The sequence below is a fragment of the Corynebacterium kalidii genome, from assembly GCF_022869005.1.
Classification (GTDB): Bacteria; Actinomycetota; Actinomycetes; order Mycobacteriales; family Mycobacteriaceae; genus Corynebacterium; species Corynebacterium kalidii.
In genome coordinates this window covers 629344-645955 of record NZ_JALIEA010000017.1, presented here as the reverse complement: position 1 = coordinate 645955, position 16612 = coordinate 629344, and the positions used below count along the sequence as shown (strand labels likewise).

Here is a 16612-nt window from a genome sequence, read left to right as displayed (position 1 = left end):
CGGGACGTCGGGACGTTAGCCGGTGACCTCGTCCAGGGCACCGTCACGCAGGAAGTCCCCGGCCATCTCCACGGCCGGTCCCGAGGAGTCCGCACCCTCGATGAACACGCAGAAGGCGAGGTCACCGACGCTGCCGACGAACCAGCCGTGGGCGGCGCCGTCACCGATCTCGGCGGTGCCGGTCTTCCCGCCCAGCCCGTCGATGTCGCTGAGGGACGAGGCGGTCCCGGAGGTCACCGTCTCGCGCATCATCGCCCGCAGCGCGTCGACGACGGCCGGGTCCAACGGAGCAGGGGCACCCTCGGGCCGGTCGCTGGTGGTCTCCTCGCCCTGGACCACCGACGGGGTGACCATCCTGCCGCCGGCGGCGACCGACGCCTCCATCAACGCCAGGCCGAAGGGGGAGGCCAGGACCTCACCCTGCCCGATCGCCGACTCGACCCGGGCGGCACCGGGGTCGGTGACCGGGACCGACCCGGTCACGCTCGTCATGCCCGGCGCGCCGAAGTCCACTCCCAACCCCAGTTGGGCGGCGGTGTCCTTCATGTCCGAGGGCTCCAGACCCCGGGAGATCAGGGCCTGGGTGGTGTTGCACGATTCGGCGAACGCGGTGTGCATCGGGACCGTCCCCAGGTCGAAGTCGTCGTCGTTGGGGATGACCCGGCCGTCGACCTCGACCTGGGCGGGACACTCGACCTCGTCGTCCGGGCCCACCGTCCCCCGGGACAGTGCCGCGGCGGTGGTGACGGTCTTGAAGGTCGATCCGGGCGGGAACTGGCCGGTCATCGCCGGCGTGCCCTGGCGGTCGGCGGCGGCGTTCTGCGCCGAGGCGACGAGACCGCCGGTGGACGGGTTGATCGCCACGATGGACGCGGCCCGGTCCCCGGCGGATCCGGCATCGACGGCGCGCCGTGCGGCGGCCTGCACCCCCATGTCCATCGTCGTGCGCACCGGCTCGCTGTGGGCAGGTTGCTTCTGGCCGAGGACCTCGCCCTCGAGTCCGCGTTCGTCGTCGCCGGTGGTCGTCAGCGTCCACCCGGCGGTGTCGTCGAGACGCTTCTCCCAGTAGGCCCGCAGGTCGCCGTCGACGGGCGACGCCGTCCCGGTGGGCGAGAGCAGCCGGCCCTCCTCCCGCGAGGTCACCCCGGCGACGCTGTCGAGAGCCCCGGCGACCGTGGCGGTGTCCTCCGGGCGCAGCGCGAACAGCGTCGCCCCGTCCTCCCCGGCGTCGGCGATCTGTGCGGCGACGCTGTCGGTGTCGAGGTCGTCGATCACCGGACGGACCGCCTCGGCGATGGCCGACGCCTGCTGTCCGGGGTCCGTCCCGTCGTCGGGGGTCGCGGTGAAGACGGTGACCGTGGTCCAGGACATCTGGGTGTCGTTGCGTGCGTCGAGGACCGGGAGACCGTAGGTGCGGTCGTCGGAGTAGGACACCGCGGTCTCCGGGGTCAGTGAGGAGGCGAAGATCGCCGGGTCCCAGACGACCGTGTCGTCGTCGGCCGTCGACAGGGACCCCTCGGAGGTGACCTCGTCGCCGGACGGGACGGTCCAGGTGGTGGTCGTCGACCCGTCGTCGACGTCCAGCTGTGCCGACGTCTCGCCGATGGAGCCGTCCATCTCGGTGAGGTAGCGCTCCGCGGCGTCCGGGTCGTCGGTGTACCCGGCGGCCCCGGCCCAGTCACCGTCGTTGACCAGGGAGACGAAGCTGTCGGTGGGGGAGTCGCTCCACGGGGCCGAGCACCCGCCGAGTACCAGGGCGGTGGACAGGAGGGCTCCGGACACGGGGAGGCGGAGACGGCGCGTGAGGGAAGTCATGGCACCAAGTTCACCCCCGCGGGCGCCGTGATGCAAGGCACCGCCGGGAAAGGGTGGTTTCGGTGACAGAACCGACACGGGAGGTCTCCGGACATGATCGAGAACAACTTCTACACCGCCCAGACACAGGGGCCCTACGTCACGGCGTCCATCGGCCGCCTCGACCTCGAGGAGGGTGGGGTGATCGAGGACTGCTGGCTGGCGTACGCCACCGCCGGGACCCTGAACGAGGCGATCGAGTCGGACCCCGGTTTCGCCTGCGGCGAGTACTCCTCCCACACCCAGGTCGCGGACGGCCTGCGCCGCCAGGCCCACCTGTGGGCGGTCATGGGGCTGTCGACCGAATGGTGGGAGAGGGAGGCCTGGCGGGGACTCGGACTGGAGTCCCCGAGGAGGTGCTCACGGACTTCCTGGACCCGTTGTTCATGTCGACGGATCCGAACACACTGCTGCACGACGCGTGGAAATGGCAGCGGGGTGATGTGTCCCGGCACACCGGCGGTGACCTCGCCGCTGCGCTCGGCCGGGTGCGCGCCACGACGTTCGTCATGCCGATCAGCGAGGACATGTTCTTCCCTGTCCGCGACTGCGCCGCCGAACAGGAGCTGATCGCGGGAAATGAACTGCGGGTCGTCGAGGATGACGCCGGGCATCTCGGCCTGTTCGACATGAGCCCGGACTACGTGCGCCAGGTCGACGCCTACCTCTCGGACCTTTTCGCCCGTCAGTAACCCGGCTCCGCGAACCGGCCCGGGGGCAGTCACTGGAGGAACGCCAGTGCCGTGGGTGCGGTGTTCAACACCACGACCACCCCGACGATGCCCACCGCCCAGGAGAACGCACCTGCCGCGCTGCGGATGCTCCAGTCGTGGACGCGGGTCAGCACCCCGTCCAGGTGCCGTCCGGCGAATATCCTCGCCGCGGCCAGCAGCGCGGCGGGAGCGACCATGAGCGCGCAGTAGGCGGCGAGGAGGACCGCCGCCCGGCCGATCCCGGCACCGCTGTCGACGATGACGCCGATCGCCGCGAGGTACGGGACCATCGTCGCCACCTCGGCCAACCCGGCGAGCAGCGCCAACCCCGTCAACGCCCGGTAGCTGAGGCTCGCCGTGCGCACCCGCTCCGCCCAGCGTCGCGCACCGGCCTCCGGGTCGCCGCCGCGCTTCCGGATCGCCTTCGGGTCGATCCGGAACGACCACACCACCAGCAGCACACCGATGACCGCGTACACCGTCATCGCCCCAGGGGAGGCGAGTGCGTCACCGAAACGCTCGAGTAGCGGCAGCGCGCCCGCGGCCAGCGCAAGCCCCACCGCCCAGTAGAACAGGCCGATGACCATGAGGTAGTAGACGGTCGAGGTGGCGATCCTCACCGCCCCCACCCCGGCTCCTCCGACGACGAGGAGCAGGACGGGGACCACGAGGGTGCCGATACTCGTCGAGTCGACGAGTGCCAGGACCGCCAGGGTCAGGTAACTGAAGGACTCGGGGAGTGTACTCATGGTCCCCATGCTCGTCGGTCGTCGAGCCCGCCGATCTCCTCCATCGGTAGGAGATTCCCGTGTCCGGGTCCCTTGCTAGCCTGATGTCCATGGACGACGGAGGGCATCCCGGGATCGGCAGGAGTGACGTCCGTGCCGCGGTGGTCTACGTGGTCACCGTCGTCGTCCTGTACCTGTCGGGGGTCACCACGCAGTCGTTGCTCGGTGGTGCCGGGGTGGGGACGTGGCCGGGGCCGGTGTCGCTGGTGCTCCTGCTGTGCGGGGCCGTGGCGACCGTCTTCCGGTCCGCCCGCCCGGTCGTCCTCCTGGTGCTCGTCGTGCCGGTGAGCCTGCTGGAGTTGTCCTTCGGCGCACAGGTCAGCGCGTATGTCCTGCTGGTGGAGGGGCTGTGGGCGCCGGTGGCGCGGGGGAGCAGGGCCGCGGCGAGGGCCGCCACCGGGACCGGCGTCGCCGTCGGCGCCCTGATTGCCGTGGCGATGCTGGTGGGCTGGGACGACGGCATCCCGCTCGGTACTGCCCTGGTCTTCGGGGCGTTGCTCGTCGTCGCGATGGTCTTCACCCCGCTGGCATGGGGATGGGAGGTCCGGCACCACCGGGTGGCGCAGGAGGCGGCCGAGGAGCTCGCCCGTACCGAACATGAACTCGCCGGGGAACGCGCCACCCGGGAGGTGCAGTCGGACAGGTTTCGTATCGCCCAGGACCTGCACGACGTGGTGGCCGGGCACCTGAGTGCGGTCGCGCTCCACACGAACCTGGCGTTGGAGCTGGACGACCCGGCCACCCGTGCACGGTCGCTCACGACCGCCCGGGACAGCGCGGAGGCCGCACTGGGCGATCTCCGGGACGTGATCGAGGTCCTGGCCGGCGGCGGGGCGGGGGACAGCAGGCAGACTCCGATGGCGGTACCCACGCTGAACTGGGAGGTTTTCCGGCAGCGGCTGGGTGACGGCGCCGTCGTCGAGGTTGACCCGCGGGTCGACGACCCCGCCGTGGTCCCCGACGGGGTGCGCTCGGCGCTGTTGCACATCGGCGCGGAGGCGGTCACGAACGCACTGCGGCACGGCACCGCGCCCCGGTCCCTCCGTGTGTCGGTCCGCGCCGACCGCGTGGAACTCCTGTGCCTGAACCGGCACCGGGCGTCGGAGGCTCCGGAGGGCCGGACAGCAGGGTCGGTCGGCACCGGGGTCTCGGGGCTGCGCACCATGGACAACCGGGCGCGGGCACTCGGGGGAACGGTCGAGGCCGCACCCGCCGGGGACCCCTCGGACCGGTGGCAGGTCAGTGTCCGCCTCCCGCTCCACGGGCCCGACAGGAAGGGGAACTGATGCCCAGCGCACCGATCAGGGTCGTCGTCGCCGACGACCAGCCCGCGTTCCGGGCGGGGGTCGTCACGTTGATCGGCACCGCCCCCGACATGAGTGTGGTCGGGGAGGCCGACGACGGGCCGTCCGCCGTCGACGTCGCCACCCGCACCCGTCCGGACGTCGTCCTGACCGATGTGCGTATGCCCGGTGCCAGCGGTATCGACGTCACCCCGGCCCTGTGCGCCGCCGGGTGCCGGGTGCTGGTGATCTCCGCCTTCGGTCTCGACGGGGACGTCCTCGACGCCATCGGCGCAGGCGCCGACGGTTACCTGGTGAAGACCGAACGCCCCGCCAACATCCTCGCCGCGATCCGGTCGGTGGCGCAGGGGGATGCGGCCCTGTCCAACGAGACGACCACCGCCGTGCTCACCGCCCTGCGCCGTCGCGCGGAGGCCACACACTCCCCGCGGGAGGACGGTAGCGGGGCCGGCACCGCGAACAGTGACGTCCACCTGACCGGACGTGAGGAGGAGGTGTTGGCGCGGGTGGCCGCCGGCCTGTCCAACCACGAGATCGCCGTGGAACTCCACATCGGCGACACCACGGTGAAAACCCACCTGGGGAACCTGTTCGCCAAGATCGGCGTGGTCTCGCGGCTCCAGGCCGCACTGTGGCACAGGGAACACCGGGTACGGTGACAGGTACAGTGAACCGGGTGAGCGAATACGCAGACGTCAGCGCCGTCACCTCCGTCGGCGACCACCGCTGGACCGCCCGGATCGACCCTGGGTGGACCATCCTGGGCAACCCCAACGGCGGCTACCTGCAGACGGTCATGGCACGTGCCGCGGTCGAGGAGGCCGCCGCGACAGCAGACGACGGTGTCCATCCGCACACTGTCGCCGTCTCCACCCACTTCCTGCGGTCGCCGCGCCCCGGCGCGGTCGACCTGAGCTCCGAGTTACTCCGCAGGGGCCGGACCACCACCCAGGTCAGGGTCCGGATGAGCCAGAACGGCCAGGTCACCGGGGAATCGCTGTTCACCCTCGGAGCGCTCGGGGACGCCGACGTCGATTGGGCCTCACCTGAGCTGCCCATACCGGGTGTGACGAAGGACGAGTGCTCCCGGTACCTCCCACCGGCCGAGGCGTTCCCCGTCGAGATCCTCCGGCACGTCGGGTTGTACCTGCATCCCGGACAGACCGCCTTCACCTCCGGCGAGCCGCGTGGGCGGGGCGAGGTCCGCGCGTGGGTCGAGCTGCCCGACGGCGAGGACTTCACCCCAGAGTCGCTGCTGCTCGCAGCGGACGTCCTGCCTCCGGCGACCTTCGACGTCACCCCCGGTGGCTGGGTACCCACCATCGAGCTGTCGACCTACGTGCGGGCGGTACCTGTCCCCGGACCGGTGAACGTCCTGCTCTCCGCCGGCATGATCAGGGGCGAACGGGTCGATGAATCGGCGACGGTGTGGGACTCCGCCGGCAATCTGGTCGCCCAGTCCCACCAGCTCGCCGGTATCCGGGTGGGATGACCGTGGCGGACACCCCGACCTACACACACGGCCACGGCCGCGCGGTCCTCGACAACCACCTGAGCCGTACGGCACAGGACTCGGTGGCGTTCGCCCTCCCGTACGTGCGCCGGGATTCCCGCGTCCTCGACGTCGGGTGCGGGCCGGGGTCGATCACGCTGGACCTGGCGGCGGCGGTCGCCGGTGCCGGCGGTGCGGCATCCCAGGTCATCGGGGTGGAGAACGCCACGGCGCCGGTGGAGGCGGCACGGGACCTCGCCTGCCGGCGGGGCATCGGTGCGGTCTTCATGACCGGGGACGCCCACACCCTGCCGTTCCCCGACGGCACATTCGACCTGGTCGTCGCCCACCAGGTGCTGCAGCACCTGGCCGACCCGGTCGCCGCCCTGCGCGACTTCGCGCGCGTCGCGGCCCCCGGCGGCGTCGTCGCCGTCCGGGACGCCGACAACGGCGGCATGTTCTTCCACCCGCAGCCCGACGGGTTGCTGGAATGGCGGCGCGACTACCGCCGTCGCGCGGGGGACAACGGGGGAGAGCCGGACGCCGGCCGCCGCCTCACGGCGTGGGCACGTGCCGCCGGGTTCGGTCCCGGCCAGGTGACCTACAGCACCTCGAACTGGCACTACAGTGCCGGGGCGGGTGCGTCGTGGCTGGCGGACAGCTGGATCCGCCGTACGCGCGAATCCGCCGACGCCGGGGCCGTCGCCACCGACGTCGCGTCCCGGATCTGCGCCGGCTGGACGGAGTGGGGCGCCGACGGTGCCGCGGTGTTCGTGATGCCCCACGGGGAGTTGTTGATCCGGGTGTGACCGGATGGAAGACTGGCAGCATGAGCAACCAGCAGCCCTACCGTCCGGACCCGAACCGTGGCTACGGCCAGCAGTACGAGCCGACCCGGCAGTACGCGCCACCGCAGCCGCAGCAGAACCAGGGCTACCAGCAGCAGCCCGGTTCCGGTCGGCAGCCCGGTACGGAGGGTCTGTTGGCGGGACGGTTCGACACCAGGAAGGTGATCGTCAACCTGGTGATCCTCGGTGTCCTCTGCGCGGTGATCTCATTCGCGCTGCTGCTGGTGGTCGACCTCGTCGTCTCCGCGGTGACCGGCTGGGCAGCCCAGGGGCCGGGCGTGGCGGTCGTCTACGGCGCGATCGCCGGCATCGTCGGTGTCCTCGCCGGCCTGCTGTACATCCCCGTCGTCGGCACCGGTAACGAGAACCTCTTCGGTGCCGCAATCCTCGCGCTGGCGATCGCCGCGGGCGTGGTCTACGTCCTCCTCGGCGGTCTCCTGGACGGCGACTGGAACACCCTGCTCACGCTCGGGGCGATCCTGTGCACCGCCGGTACCGCGTATGTCGCACCGACGCGTATCGAGTCGGCCCGGGTGCGGTAGGGGAGCGGACGGCATGACCGCGGATCCCTCGACACCGGACAACGCCGACGCCGCCCGCGTGGTGGCGGCCACCGGACTGGACTGGGACAGGATCGTCGGGGCCTTCGAGGCCGCCGGTGGGGCAGAGGCGTCCCACACCGACCTGGCTGCCGCGGTGCACCCGCTGATGGTCGGGTCGGGTGTCGGGAACCCGGGGTGGTGGGGGCAGGGCGCGACGGTCGCCTACGAGAAACAGATCGGCCGCCGTGTCACCGGGCAGTCCGGCGCGGGGGACTTCCAGGTGTCCGCGACCCGCACCGTGCGGGCGACCACCGGACGGGGCGAGCTCCGGGACGCCGCCGGTGCCGCGGTCACCGCCAGCGGGTTGGTCACGGTGGTGGATCAGGCGCGTGTCTCGGACACGCCGAAACGGTCGTACTGGCGTTGTTCCCTGGACGGTGGGCCGGCACTGCAGGTCGCGGTCGAGCCGAAGGACACCGGGCGGTTCACGGTCACCCTCACGGTGACCGGTATGTCCACCGCCGCGCACCGTGAGGCCATGCGTCCGGTGCTGAAGGAGATCCTCTCCGACCTGTGACGGCGGTGTACGATGATCTGCGTCACCGCAGGATGAAGAAAGGTACACCGTTGACGGCCACGCTGCTGGACATCCCCCTGATCGACGTCGCGGAATGGCGCACCGCCGAACCGGGGCGGCGCACCGAGCTCGCCGAGCGTCTCGACCGGGCGATGAAGGACTCCGGCTTCTTCATGGTCAGCGGGCACGAAATCGAACACTCTTGGTCGGCGGAGCTGCGTGCCGCGGCGGCCGAGTTCTTCCGGCTGCCGGACACCACCAAGGAGAAGTACCGCACGGTCGTCGGGGGACGCGGCTGGATCCGTACCGGGGACGAGGCCAACGCCTACTACGGCGAGGAGGCCGACCCCGAGACCGCCGACCTGAAGGAGACGCTCACCTTCGGCCGGGACCACCGCACCGGTGATGCTGAGATCGACGCGACGTACTTTCGTCCGAACGTCTTCCCCGGTGAGGTCCCGGCCCTGGAGCCGTTGGTCACCCGCTGGGCGCAGGCGGCACGTGAGCTCTACCGGGACCTGCTGGAGATGCTCGCCACCGCGCTGGGCCTGGACGAGCGGTACTTCGTCGAGCGGGCGGAGGATTCGCCGCACACCTTCAACATCAACCGCTACCCGGCGTTGTCCGTGGTGGGCCGGGCACGGGAGGGGCAGTACCGGATCGCCCCGCACACCGACTGGGGGCTGGTGACGATCCTCGACCGTGAACCCGGCTACGGCGGCCTGCAGGTGCAGACGGCGGACGGGGAGTGGCAGGACGCCCCGTATGTCGAGGGGGCGTTGACGATCAACATCGCCGACCTGCTGGCACGGTGGACCGGGGACAGGTGGCGTTCGACGAGGCACCGGGTCCTGGCCCCGAGCGAGGACGCCCCGTCCGAGGAGCTGTACAGCATCATCGCGTTCATGGAGCCGGACATGACCCAGGTCGTCGAACCGCTGGCGCCACCCGCCGGGGGCGGTGCGGACTATGCGCCGGTGCGTGCGGCGGAGTACTTCAGCGAGCGCAACGCCGCAGCCGCTGTGGGGTGACCGGGACGGTCACGTACCGTCGTCGATGTGGCTGTCGAGCCGCTCGACCTTCCCGGTGATCTCGCCGGTGCGTCCCGGACGCAGATCGGCCTTGAGCACCAGCGACACCCGCGGGGAGTACTCGGCGACGGCCTCGCAGGCGCGTTTGACCACCGGCATCACCTCGTCCCACTCACCCTCGACGGTGGTGAACATCGACGTCGTCTCATGGGGGAGACCGGACTGGCGGACGACCTCCACGGCTTTGGCCACGATATGCGCCATCGAGCCGTCCGGTTCCGGGGTCGTCGCCGGTGCGATGGAGAAGGCGAAGAGCATGTCGCCTACAGTCCCAGCTCGTCGAGGGCGGTGCGGAGGCGGTCGACGGTGCCGTCGACGTCACCGAGCTTGTCGAGGCCGAACAGTCCCAGGCGGAAGGTGGAGAAGCTCTCCGGTTCACCGCACTGCAGCGGGACACCGCCGGCCACCTGCACGCCGGCTTGCTTGAACTTCGCCCCGGACTTCACGTCCGGGTCGTCGGTGTAGGCGACGACGACGCTGGGGGCGGCGAACTCGCCGGTGCAGATGGGGGAGATGCCGCGTTCCTCGAGCAGTGCCCGGACCTTGGTCCCGAGGTCGATCTGGGCGGCACGCAGGTTCTCCAGCCCACGGTCCCGGGCTTCGGCCATCAGGGCCGCGTTGTGCGCCAGGCCGTCGGTCGGCAGGGTCGCGTGGTAGGGGGTACGGCCCTCACCGTACTCGTCGGTGATGAAGAGCCACTTCTTCAGGTCCACCGCGAAGCTCGTGGAGGTGGTCTTCTTCACGGCGTCGTGCCCTGCCGGGCTGAGCATGACGTAACCTGCGCACGGCGTACCGCTCCATCCCTTCTGCGGTGCGCTGACCAGCACGTCGACGCCGGTGTCGGTCATAGACACCCAGGAGGCGCCCGAGGCGACGCAGTCGAGGACGACGAGTGCACCGACCTCGTGGGCGGCGTCGGCCATGGCGGTGATGTAGCTGTCGGTGAGCTGGATGCCGGCGGCGGTCTCGACGTGCGGGGCGATGACGACCTCGGGGCGTTCGCGGCGGATCGCGGCGGTGACGTCCTCGATCGGGGCCGGGATCCAGCGGGCGGTCGGCTCGTCACCGGTCTGCCGTGCCTTGAGGACGGTGACGTCGTCGGTGATCCGGCCGGTGTCGATGATCTGTGACCAGCGGAAGGAGAACAGGCCGTTGCGGACGATCAGGGTGCGCTTCCCGGTGACGAGCTGGCGGGCGACGGCCTCCATGGCGTAGCTTCCGCCGCCGGGGACGACGGCGACGGTCTCGGCGTCGTAGGTCTCGATGAGGATGTCACGGATCTCCTGCATGACCGAGGTGAACCGGGCCGACATGTGGTTGAGGGACCGGTCGGTGAAGACGACGGAGTACTCGAGCAGCCCGTCGGGGTCGATATCATTGTGTGGGAGGTTCATGGGGTTATTCTCCCATAGGGTGATCTGTTTCTCAGCGGGAGGGGTGACATCGGCCAAAGTGTCATAATGTATATTATCGGCGGAATGGGACAGGAGGTGGGGACGGTGGACACGGGCCCTCCGGGTTCCCGGAGATGCTCTGGCGCCCGTGGGTCTCACTGTCGTATGTCTGCCGCTTGTCGTCGGCCGTCGCCCATCCTCGTCCGCCGTCACTCACTGCCGCGTGGATTCTCCGTGTCGGCCGCTGTGTCGACGGGCTATGTGCTGTACGCGGTCCTCATGTGTCTCGCTGTGTCCCAAGGTGGTCCGGGACGTCCGACGGCCCGGCGTTCCGGCGTTCCGGTGGTCCGGGCACGTTGCGTCGTGCCGCGGTCCGTCGTATCTGGCGCGCCGATATACGGACCACCTCCTGCGCCCTGCCTGCCCCGGAATCCCGGCCTATTTACGTCACTGTGACGTAAATAGGCCCGGCTCCTCCCTCCGTCCCGGACATGCTCAGAGCATGCTCGCGAGGATCACCTGGGCGATGCTGAAGTAGATCACCAACCCGGTCGCATCCACCAGAGTGGAGACCACCGGTGTCGAGAACACCGCCGGGTCGACGCCGATCTTGCGTGCGATCAACGGCAACACGCCGCCGACGATGCACGCCCAGGTGCAGATCCCCACGATGGTCAACGCCATGACCGCACCGATGCGCCACTCGTAGATCAGCGCGATGAACGGGAATATCAACGCGCCGAGGAAAATGCCCAGAAGGAACCCGACCCGGATCTCGCGCCAGATCACCTTCCAGATGTCCCGTGGGCGGACTTCGTCGACGGCGAGCGCGCGGACCACCGACGACGCCGCCTGCGAACCGGCGTTACCTCCGGTGCCGGTCACCATCGGCACGAAGGTCGCCAGGACGACCACCGAGGCCAACGTGTCCTCGAAGAACGACATCACGTTGACGGTGAGGACGGCGGTCACGATGAGGACCAGGAGCCAGACACCTCGCTTGCGGGCCAGGTCGAACACCGTCGCCGTGAGATACGGCTGCTTCAGCGGTTCGGAGCCGCCGGCGCGGTAGACGTCCTCGGTCACCTCCTGCTCGAGGATCTCCATGGCGTCGTCGACGGTGATCATGCCGAGGAACCGTCCTTCGTGATCCACGACGGGCAGCGCCAGGAGGTCCGCCTCCTGCACGAGGCGTGCCGCGACCTCCTGGTCCTCCGTCGCGCGGACCGCGTGGGTCTCGACGTTCATCAGCTCCGACACCGGCGTGCCGTCCGCGGCCGTCACCAGGGACGCGAGGTTGACGACGCCCACGAGCTGCCGGGTGGAGTCGGTGACGGCGAGGACGGCGATATCCCGGTTCCGCAGCTGGCGCCCCCGCAGCTTCTTCAGTGCCTGTTCCCTGCTGTTGCCGACGTCGATCACGGTGGGAACCGGGGTCATGATGCGGCCGGCGGACTCGGCCGGGTAGCCCAGCAGCTCCGCGGTGACGGTACGGCGGTCCGTCGGAAGGTCGGTCATCATGCGCGCGGCGACGGCGGCCGGCATCTCGCCGAGCAGCTGCGCCCGGTCGTCGTCCGGCAGAGTGAGAAGGAGGTCGGCGAACCGGGCTTCCCTCAGTCCGGTCAGCAGCTCCGCCTGGTGGGTGACATCCAGGTACTCGAAGACCTGGACGGCGCGGTCCTTGTCGAGGAGCCGGAAGATCACCGCCTGCTCGGCGGTGTTCCGGCGGGACATCTCGTCGGCGACGGCCACCGTCGTCATGTCCTTGAGCTCCACCTGCAGCGTGGCTACGTCCCGACGCTCCAGAAGCTCGTCGATGCCGTGTCCCATGGCGACTCAGGTCCGGTACCGGTCGTCCCGGTACAGCTTGAGCAGCTGCCAGACGGTGAGGCCGAGAAAAGCGACGCAGACGACGGCGAACACGTAGCCGAGGGTTCCCCCGGTGAAGAGCATGAACGCCGCGGCCGCGACGAGGGCGACCAGCCGGATCCACCGGGTGAAGAGCATGACGTCTCTGTCCATGGCGATGTCCTCTCGGGGTCAGTTCTGCAGGCCGAAGACCAGCAGCAGGTCCACTGTTCCTTCTTCGGCGATCTGTGACGCGACGAACTCCGGGGACACGATCCCGAAGGCCTCCCGCTCCACCGGCACCTGGCCCTGCACGATCACGTTCTCCCCGGTCCGGAGGACGGACAGGTCGGCGCTGACCTTGTTGGTCTTGCCGTGCATGGTGAGTTCGCCGTTGACGGTGACGGTGTCGACTGTACCGTCCTCCGGCAGGGACGACAGGTCGACCGGGTCTGTGACCGTGAACGTCGCCTCAGGGTACCGGTCGGTGTGGAGGATGTTGTCCCGGACGTGGATGTCCCGCTTCTCGATGTCGGACTCGATGCTGGCGGTGTCGACGGTCACCGCCCCCTCCCGCAGGACCCCGTCCGAGACGACGAGGGACCCATTGACGGACGCCGTCCGCCCCGAGGTCGTCTTCTCCTGGCCCGGGAGGACCTCGTCGAAGGTGTAGCCGGCCTCCGTGGAGTTCTGCCCCACTCCGCCGACAGTCTCCCAGTGGCCGTCCACCCCGACGGTGGCGGGTTCGCCGCTTCCCTCCGCGATGGATGCGGTCTGCAGCCCCTCACTGGTGAGGAGCTTGTACACCGGGGGGCCGACAAGGGCGATGGCCAGAGCGACGACTGCGACGACAACCAGCGTGACGATACCTTTCCGCATGTCTGTCCATGCTAGCCCCCTTCCGACCGTGAGCCCTATTCGCTTCTCCCCCGGACCCCCTCCGCGGCCCTGGCGAGGGCGACGAGTTCCTCGCAGAGTTCCAGGATGCTGGCCGAGGGCTCGCCGTCGTTGACCGCTTCGCGGATGTCCTCCGCCGCACACCGCACCTCGAAGAGGCGGTCGGTGAGCTCCTCGGCGGCGGCCCTGGGGAGGATGACGGAGTCCACCGGGATCGTCGTGTCCTTGAGCGACTGGCGTTGTTCATAGGCGCGTTGGCGGCAGGATTGGCTGCAGTACCGTCGGCGACGGCCCGGGCCTTCCTGGGCGATCTCGCGGCTGCACCATTCGCAGCGGTGACCTGACGGCCGTTGTGGGTCGGTGACATGGTCGGTCATGTAGTCCATCATTGCACTTCTGAGGTAGTGTGGTGTGGTTGAGCACCGTGGTGGCGCCCGGGAATTATTCGGGCACCTCGTCCGTTGAGGAGGAGGAAGGATCCACCACGTCCGCATGATGAGAAGGGTGATGCACCGATGGCAGATCGTGTACTGCGTGGCAGTCGAATGGGAGCGGTGTCCTACGAGACCGACCGTGACCACGACCTGGCCCCCCGGCAGATGACCAAGTACCAGACCGAGTCCGGTGAGATCTTCGAGGTCGCGTTCGCCAACGACGCGGAGATCCCCAGCGAGTGGATGTGCAAGAACGGTCAGCTCGGTCAGCTCATCGAGGGGGTCGGCCAGGACGCGAAGCCGCAGAAGCCGGCCCGTACCCACTGGGACATGCTCCGTGAGCGCCGGTCGCTCGAGGAGCTGGATGTTCTCCTCGAGGAGCGTATCGAGCTGCTGCGTAAGCGCCGTCGCACCGCGATGAAACTGATGAAGGAGCAGTCCGCGAACTCCTGAGTCACGCGGAACTGACACGGTCGTCGGCCCTCCGGTGATATGCCGGAGGGTTTCGTGTGTCAGCCGCGGAATCGAACACACGTTCGATAATCTCGGTTTCCTCCGGTTCTGCGTCCGGGGTTGTCGGTAGTGTGTTCGACATGGATGATTTCCCGCTGGTACCCAATCCCCCGTCCTTCGAGGTCAGGTTCGTCTCCGGTGTGGTCGTCGACATGGGGCGCCAGGACTGGCCGTCGGAACCGCGCCGGCGGTGGTCGATCGAGACGTCGACGGACCCGGCTGTCGTCGCCGTCAGGAGGGCGAACCGCTCCATCGTGGAGGCGGCGGTCCAGTGCGCACCGTCCGGCGGCGCAGACGTGGTCGCCCATCATGCCCGTGTCCAGGCGAAGCTGTCGGTGACACGGTCGCGTGCCGAGACCTACACCGACATTGGTCTGCTGTGCGAGCGCATGCCACAGCTCAAGGCCCACCTCCGCAAGGGGATATTCAGCATCGACCACCTCCGTCTCCTGGCACGCAGTGTCGACGGTGTCCGGCACGAGGACACGGCCCGGGCGGAGGAAGCGCTGATCGAGGTACTCACGCCCCGTCGGGACGGGCAGCAGGTCCCCGGCCCGCGGGCATTGTTCCGGAAGGTCACCAAGGCTATTCATGGCGTCGACGAACACGCCCGGCCTGTCGACCACACCGATCCCGACCCGCCTGCGGTGACATGTGCCGAGATGATCCCCGTCCCGGACGGCGACGCGGTACCTGAGGTCGACCCGCCCGCCGGCGTGGACCCGAGGGACGGCGGGACGTTGACCCGCCGGGTGAGTGTCGACACCTACGACCCCACTGCGACGGTGATCACGGTGACCCTCCCGCCGGAGGACGCCGAGGAGGTGGTCGCCATCCTCGACGCGGTCTGCCGCGAGATGTCCTGTTCCCGCGCGGACGGTGTGCTGCATCTCGCCAGGGGTACCGTCGACACCAGCGTGACGTTGAACCTCTACCGTGAGATCACCAGTGACGTCGCGGCGACCTCCGGCGGTCACTGGCTCGACGCCATGGCCACCGACGCGTTCATGGAGCGGGTCACCCACCTGCGGATCCCGGGCCACGAGGCCACGGAAGCGTACACGCCGACCCGTCGCATGGTGGAGTTCCTCGAGGGGGTCTACGTCACCTGCACCTACCCCGGGTGCGAGGTCCCTGCAGACCGCTGCGACGTCGACCATGTGAGCCGCTACAACCACGCGGACCCGGACTCCGGAGGGCCGACGGACACACGGAACCTGCACCCCCTGTGCCGGGGCCACCACCAGCTCAAGACGCTCGGCTGGATCGACGCGACGAAGGCCGACGACGGTGCGGTGATGTGGTCCAGCGTCGACGACGGGCACATCTACGTCACGGAACCGACCGGACCCCTGGCCGGGTACGCCAGGACGAGTTTCGCGGCACAGGCGAGCAGACGGTTCCGGACCGTCCGGGAGCACAACGAGCGACGGCAGGCGCAACGGGCGGCCCAGCAGGCGGCACTCGCCGCGGCGCGGACAGCGGCCACCGAGGAGGTGCCGTTCTAGCGGCCCAGCTTCTGCTGCACCGAACCCTTGCCCAGCTGCCAGAAGGCCCCGACGAGAGTGCCGATCTGGGCGGCACGGTGGCGGATTCCCCATGTCGTCACGACCATCAGACTGTCCTTGATGAAACTGCCGGCCAGCTTCGACTCCCCAATCTCCCGCTCAGTGAAGGTGATCGGCACCTCGTCGACGGCGAAACCACCCTCGACAGCGCGGAAAGCGAGGTCCACCTGGAAGATGTACCCGGCGTTTGACAGTTCGTCCAGATCCAGGGACTCCACCAGCACCCGACGGTACGCACGGTAACCGGCGGTCATGTCGGAGAGCCCGGCGCCCAGGGCCAGCGAGATGTAGATATTGCCGGCCTTCGACAGGAACCACCGGTTCCACGGCCAGTTCACCACCTTGCCGCCAGGGACGTAGCGCGAGCCGATGACCAGCTCCGAACCGGCGTCCACCTGGTCCAGGAGGCGGTCGAGCTCCTCGGGGGCATGTGAACCGTCCGCGTCCATTTCGCACAGCACCTGGTAGTCACGCTCCAGGCCCCACCGGAACCCGGCGACGTAGGCGCCGCAGAGGCCACCCTTGCCCTCACGGTGCAGCACGTTGACGTGCGCGTCGGAGGCGGCGAGTTCGTCGGCGAGCTCCCCGGTACCGTCCGGGCTGTTGTCGTCGACGATGAGGATGTCCACGCGGTCGGGCTCCGCCGCGCGGAGACGGCCCACGATAAGCGGAAGATTCTCCAGCTCCTCGTAGGTCGGGATGATGACCAGGGTGCGGTCACTGGGGTGAGTCGGATGTCCCGTAGCCAA

The 16612-nt window shown here is 69.4% G+C and carries 20 protein-coding genes; 10 read left to right on the top strand and 10 right to left on the bottom strand.

What is annotated here, in order from left to right; all coding sequences use genetic code 11:
• Positions 1–15: 15 nt before the first annotated feature.
• On the bottom strand, positions 16–1815 hold the full coding sequence (locus MUN33_RS13685; protein ID WP_244805450.1) for a penicillin-binding transpeptidase domain-containing protein: 1800 nt from the start codon (positions 1813–1815) through the stop codon (positions 16–18).
• Positions 1816–1949: 134 nt separating this feature from the next.
• Entirely contained in the window at positions 1950–2144 is a 195-nt protein-coding gene (locus MUN33_RS14320; protein WP_439647863.1) for a hypothetical protein, read from the bottom strand.
• 66 nt (positions 2145–2210) lie between these two features.
• Between MUN33_RS14320 and MUN33_RS14315 the strand changes: the two genes are divergently transcribed.
• Positions 2211–2546: an alpha/beta hydrolase family protein gene (locus MUN33_RS14315; protein WP_439647862.1), complete on the top strand. Its 336-nt coding sequence runs from the start codon at positions 2211–2213 to the stop codon at positions 2544–2546.
• 29 nt (positions 2547–2575) lie between these two features.
• Here MUN33_RS14315 and MUN33_RS13675 read toward each other — a convergent pair whose 3' ends face one another.
• Positions 2576–3316: a GAP family protein gene (locus MUN33_RS13675; RefSeq protein WP_244805449.1), complete on the bottom strand. Its 741-nt coding sequence runs from the start codon at positions 3314–3316 to the stop codon at positions 2576–2578.
• Positions 3317–3405: 89 nt separating this feature from the next.
• Between MUN33_RS13675 and MUN33_RS13670 the strand changes: the two genes are divergently transcribed.
• From MUN33_RS13670 to MUN33_RS13640, 7 genes are read left to right on the top strand one after another with little or no spacing between them, the layout of a single operon-like run.
• Positions 3406–4641 (top strand): sensor histidine kinase, encoded by a 1236-nt coding sequence (locus tag MUN33_RS13670; protein WP_244805448.1) that lies wholly within the window; start codon positions 3406–3408, stop codon positions 4639–4641.
• Positions 4641–5318 (top strand): response regulator, encoded by a 678-nt coding sequence (locus tag MUN33_RS13665; protein WP_244805447.1) that lies wholly within the window; start codon positions 4641–4643, stop codon positions 5316–5318. The genes MUN33_RS13670 and MUN33_RS13665 overlap by 1 nt, the downstream gene beginning before the upstream one ends.
• A 17-nt stretch (positions 5319–5335) precedes the next feature.
• On the top strand, positions 5336–6151 hold the full coding sequence (locus MUN33_RS13660) for a thioesterase family protein (protein ID WP_244805446.1): 816 nt from the start codon (positions 5336–5338) through the stop codon (positions 6149–6151).
• Positions 6148–6960, top strand: coding sequence for a class I SAM-dependent methyltransferase (locus tag MUN33_RS13655; RefSeq protein ID WP_244805445.1), 813 nt, complete (start codon positions 6148–6150; stop codon positions 6958–6960). The genes MUN33_RS13660 and MUN33_RS13655 overlap by 4 nt, the downstream gene beginning before the upstream one ends.
• Before the next feature lie 20 nt (positions 6961–6980).
• On the top strand, positions 6981–7541 hold the full coding sequence (locus tag MUN33_RS13650; protein ID WP_244805444.1) for a hypothetical protein: 561 nt from the start codon (positions 6981–6983) through the stop codon (positions 7539–7541).
• 13 nt (positions 7542–7554) lie between these two features.
• A complete protein-coding gene (locus tag MUN33_RS13645; RefSeq protein WP_244805443.1) occupies positions 7555–8118 on the top strand; it encodes a hypothetical protein in 564 nt (187 codons plus the stop codon).
• Positions 8115–9149, top strand: a complete 1035-nt coding sequence (locus MUN33_RS13640; protein ID WP_369414972.1) for an isopenicillin N synthase family dioxygenase — start codon at positions 8115–8117, stop codon at positions 9147–9149. The genes MUN33_RS13645 and MUN33_RS13640 overlap by 4 nt, the downstream gene beginning before the upstream one ends.
• A 9-nt stretch (positions 9150–9158) precedes the next feature.
• Here the strand turns inward: MUN33_RS13640 and MUN33_RS13635 are convergent, their stop codons facing one another.
• From MUN33_RS13635 to MUN33_RS13610, 6 genes are all read right to left on the bottom strand, one after another.
• A complete protein-coding gene (locus MUN33_RS13635; RefSeq protein ID WP_244805442.1) occupies positions 9159–9467 on the bottom strand; it encodes a thiamine-binding protein in 309 nt (102 codons plus the stop codon).
• Positions 9468–9472: 5 nt separating this feature from the next.
• Positions 9473–10603, bottom strand: coding sequence for an aminotransferase class V-fold PLP-dependent enzyme (locus MUN33_RS13630; protein WP_244805441.1), 1131 nt, complete (start codon positions 10601–10603; stop codon positions 9473–9475).
• A 495-nt stretch (positions 10604–11098) separates the two neighbouring features.
• Positions 11099–12433, bottom strand: coding sequence for a magnesium transporter (gene mgtE / locus MUN33_RS13625; protein ID WP_244805440.1), 1335 nt, complete (start codon positions 12431–12433; stop codon positions 11099–11101).
• A 6-nt stretch (positions 12434–12439) separates the two neighbouring features.
• A complete protein-coding gene (locus MUN33_RS13620) occupies positions 12440–12625 on the bottom strand; it encodes a hypothetical protein (protein WP_244805439.1) in 186 nt (61 codons plus the stop codon).
• An 18-nt stretch (positions 12626–12643) separates the two neighbouring features.
• Positions 12644–13330, bottom strand: a complete 687-nt coding sequence (locus MUN33_RS13615) for a YceI family protein (RefSeq protein WP_244805438.1) — start codon at positions 13328–13330, stop codon at positions 12644–12646.
• Positions 13331–13365: 35 nt separating this feature from the next.
• Positions 13366–13725 (bottom strand): hypothetical protein, encoded by a 360-nt coding sequence (locus MUN33_RS13610; RefSeq protein WP_244805437.1) that lies wholly within the window; start codon positions 13723–13725, stop codon positions 13366–13368.
• Positions 13726–13863: 138 nt separating this feature from the next.
• Here MUN33_RS13610 and MUN33_RS13605 point away from each other — a divergent pair, with 138 nt between their 5' ends.
• Together MUN33_RS13605 and MUN33_RS13600 are read left to right on the top strand one after the other, a co-directional pair.
• Positions 13864–14235: an RNA polymerase-binding protein RbpA gene (locus MUN33_RS13605; RefSeq protein ID WP_244805436.1), complete on the top strand. Its 372-nt coding sequence runs from the start codon at positions 13864–13866 to the stop codon at positions 14233–14235.
• Positions 14236–14375: 140 nt separating this feature from the next.
• On the top strand, positions 14376–15803 hold the full coding sequence (locus tag MUN33_RS13600; RefSeq protein WP_244805435.1) for an HNH endonuclease signature motif containing protein: 1428 nt from the start codon (positions 14376–14378) through the stop codon (positions 15801–15803).
• On the opposite strand, the gene MUN33_RS13595 is transcribed toward MUN33_RS13600, so the two are convergent.
• Positions 15800–16612, bottom strand: coding sequence for a polyprenol monophosphomannose synthase (locus tag MUN33_RS13595; RefSeq protein WP_244805434.1), 813 nt, complete (start codon positions 16610–16612; stop codon positions 15800–15802). The two genes, MUN33_RS13600 and MUN33_RS13595, sit on opposite strands and share 4 nt — an antisense overlap.

What these genes read in the sequence shown, in the direction of transcription:
- mgtE (WP_244805440.1), bottom strand. Translation starts at nt 12,433, where the DNA reads ATGGGACACGGCATCGACGAGCTTCTGGAGCGTCGGGACGTAGCCACG.
- MUN33_RS13610 (WP_244805437.1), bottom strand. Translation starts at nt 13,725, where the DNA reads ATGACCGACCATGTCACCGACCCACAACGGCCGTCAGGTCACCGCTGC.
- MUN33_RS13620 (WP_244805439.1), bottom strand. Translation starts at nt 12,625, where the DNA reads ATGGACAGAGACGTCATGCTCTTCACCCGGTGGATCCGGCTGGTCGCC.
- MUN33_RS13630 (WP_244805441.1), bottom strand. Translation starts at nt 10,603, where the DNA reads ATGAACCTCCCACACAATGATATCGACCCCGACGGGCTGCTCGAGTAC.
- MUN33_RS13665 (WP_244805447.1), top strand. Translation starts at nt 4,641, where the DNA reads ATGCCCAGCGCACCGATCAGGGTCGTCGTCGCCGACGACCAGCCCGCG.
- MUN33_RS13670 (WP_244805448.1), top strand. Translation starts at nt 3,406, where the DNA reads ATGGACGACGGAGGGCATCCCGGGATCGGCAGGAGTGACGTCCGTGCC.
- MUN33_RS13600 (WP_244805435.1), top strand. Translation starts at nt 14,376, where the DNA reads ATGGATGATTTCCCGCTGGTACCCAATCCCCCGTCCTTCGAGGTCAGG.
- MUN33_RS13655 (WP_244805445.1), top strand. Translation starts at nt 6,148, where the DNA reads ATGACCGTGGCGGACACCCCGACCTACACACACGGCCACGGCCGCGCG.
- MUN33_RS13685 (WP_244805450.1), bottom strand. Translation starts at nt 1,815, where the DNA reads ATGACTTCCCTCACGCGCCGTCTCCGCCTCCCCGTGTCCGGAGCCCTC.
- MUN33_RS13615 (WP_244805438.1), bottom strand. Translation starts at nt 13,330, where the DNA reads ATGCGGAAAGGTATCGTCACGCTGGTTGTCGTCGCAGTCGTCGCTCTG.
- MUN33_RS13635 (WP_244805442.1), bottom strand. Translation starts at nt 9,467, where the DNA reads ATGCTCTTCGCCTTCTCCATCGCACCGGCGACGACCCCGGAACCGGAC.
- MUN33_RS13605 (WP_244805436.1), top strand. Translation starts at nt 13,864, where the DNA reads ATGGCAGATCGTGTACTGCGTGGCAGTCGAATGGGAGCGGTGTCCTAC.
- MUN33_RS13645 (WP_244805443.1), top strand. Translation starts at nt 7,555, where the DNA reads ATGACCGCGGATCCCTCGACACCGGACAACGCCGACGCCGCCCGCGTG.
- MUN33_RS13650 (WP_244805444.1), top strand. Translation starts at nt 6,981, where the DNA reads ATGAGCAACCAGCAGCCCTACCGTCCGGACCCGAACCGTGGCTACGGC.
- MUN33_RS13675 (WP_244805449.1), bottom strand. Translation starts at nt 3,316, where the DNA reads ATGAGTACACTCCCCGAGTCCTTCAGTTACCTGACCCTGGCGGTCCTG.
- MUN33_RS14320 (WP_439647863.1), bottom strand. Translation starts at nt 2,144, where the DNA reads ATGACCGCCCACAGGTGGGCCTGGCGGCGCAGGCCGTCCGCGACCTGG.